Origin of the sequence: Desulfovibrio sp. 1214_IL3152 (assembly GCF_036763055.1) — a bacterium.
GTDB lineage: Bacteria > Desulfobacterota > Desulfovibrionia > Desulfovibrionales > Desulfovibrionaceae > Desulfovibrio.
This window is the reverse complement of sequence record NZ_JBAIYW010000395.1, coordinates 1-2,034: the sequence shown is the minus strand read 5'-3', so window position 1 is coordinate 2,034 and position 2,034 is coordinate 1. Positions and strand designations below refer to the sequence as shown.

At 59.0% G+C, this 2,034-nt stretch carries 1 protein-coding gene and 1 pseudogene; both read left to right on the top strand.

The features are described from left to right. Window positions 1-212: 212 nt before the first annotated feature. Window positions 213-1,523, top strand: a complete 1,311-nt coding sequence (locus V6C07_RS08585; protein WP_333535979.1) for an aldo/keto reductase — start codon at window positions 213-215, stop codon at window positions 1,521-1,523. Between the two features lie 223 nt (window positions 1,524-1,746). Beyond that, window positions 1,747-2,034 (top strand): annotated as a pseudogene (locus V6C07_RS08580) (nickel pincer cofactor biosynthesis protein LarB); the annotation flags it as partial.

The window sequence follows — 2,034 nt, the reverse complement described above, 5'->3', positions numbered from 1 at the left end:
AATCGACAAAGACGCCAGGCAGCACTTGGCTATCTCTCACCAGCGGCGTTTGTCAGAAGCAGGATGATGGAACCAAAACTGCCGATTGCCGCTTAACATGGCGTACGAAATTGACGACCTATCTCAATACTCCCACTCAAACCGCCACCACACCGCTCGGCATGGTGTGCGTTCTGCAAGCCCATAACCAACCTTCAGACAAAGGAACAACGATGAACAGGCGAAATTTTATCAAATCGGCCGCGCTTGCAGGTGTTGCGGGCGCTTTGGTCGGCAGCGGGGCTACTGTGCTCCAGGCCGCAGCAGCCGAAAGGACCGGCGATACCAAGTCCATTCGCAATTTTAATGCCGACATGCGTTACCGCACCTTCGGCAAGACCGGCGAAAAGGTCTCAGTACTCGGCTTCGGCACCATGCGCATGCCGGTCATCGACAATGACTACGGCAGGATTGATTACCCCCAGGGCCTCAAGCTGGTGGGCCGGGCCCTGGACGGCGGCCTTAACTATATCGACACCAGCTGGCCGTACCACAGCAAGATCCAGTCCGAGGGCGGCGACAGCGAACCCTTTGTGGGCGAATGCGTCAAGCAGTTCGGGCGCGACCGTTTCTACATCGCCACCAAGCTCCCCATCTGGGCGGTCACGTCCCGGGCGGACATGGACAAATTCCTGGACGCGCAGCTCAAGCGCCTGAAAACGGACCATATTGACTTCTACTTGGTGCACAACATCATCGGCCACACGTGGCGCGAGCTCATCAAACACGACCTCCCGGACTTTCTGGACAAGGCCAAGGCCAGCGGGAAAGTGCGGAACATCGGCTTTTCCTTCCACGATTCGCCGGAGCTGTTCCAGGAAGTCATGGATTTTTACGACTGGTCCTTTTGCCAGCACGTATGCAACTACCATGACATCAACTTCCAGGCCGGCATGTACGGCATCCGTCAGGCGGCCTTGCGCGATATGGGCTTTGTGGCCATGGAAGCGCAGATGGGCGGCATGCTCTCGGCCCATCTGCCCGATGATGCGCTGGCGATTTTCAACGCCACCGGCATCAAGCGTACCCCCGCGGCCTGGGCCTTCCGCTGGGTCTGGAACAACCCGGAAGTGAGCGTGTGCATCAGCGGCATGAACAAGATGGAGCACGTCGAGGAAAACCTGCGCACGGCCAAGGAATCGGACATTCCCCTGACCGCGCAGGAAGTGGAGACCCTGGACAAGGTGCGCGCACTACTCAAGGGCAAGAACGACATCCCCTGTATCGAGTGCGGCAAATGCCATTGTCCCATGGGCGTGCATATCATGCAGTGCTTCCAGCTTTACGGCGTAGACCGGGCCTTCAAGCATGTGGAGCGCATCGGCCACGCCAATTACGGCCTGGCCATGAAAGGCATGCCCAAGGCGGCCGAAAACTGCGATGGCTGCAACCGCTGTGCGGGCCAGTGCCCGGCCGGCATCGACATCCCAAAAAATCTCAAGAAAGTGGCGGACCATTTCGGCAAGACCGCTTCCGGCTGGTAAGAGCGCCGGGGCAAGAGCATGGCCACCCGGAAGCAAAGCCCGCTTCCGGGTGGCTTTTTTTACAGTTTCGGATCACTTGGGCAGGATAGTGCAAAAATTGGATAATTCCGTATCTATGTTCCGTTCCCTGCGGGCGTTACAGACCGTGTACACGATGCCGGAATACCCGGCCCGATTTTGCAACCACCAATACGCGGCCCGGCCGCGACAGTAGGGACACGATATGGACATTCAAACCGACGCCGCCAAGGGCATCCTCTTCGACCACGGCAGGACCGCCCGCATAGGTCTCCCGGAAGCGGTCTTTTGCGAGGGCAAAAGCGTTGAAGCCCTCGGCCTGCTCCTGGAGGAGCATTGTAAAGACGCGGCCAGGCCCATCCTGTTCACCCGGCTGGACCCGGATGTTTTCGCCACATTCCCGGAACAACTCCGGAATCGGTATGATTACCACCCGCTTTCGCGCACGGCCTTCGCAAATCGCCTGCCCGCGACCGGGCTGGGCGAAGTGGCG

Coding starts and splice junctions, on each gene's coding strand:
- V6C07_RS08585 (WP_333535979.1), top strand. CDS start 213: ATGAACAGGCGAAATTTTATCAAATCGGCCGCGCTTGCAGGTGTTGCG.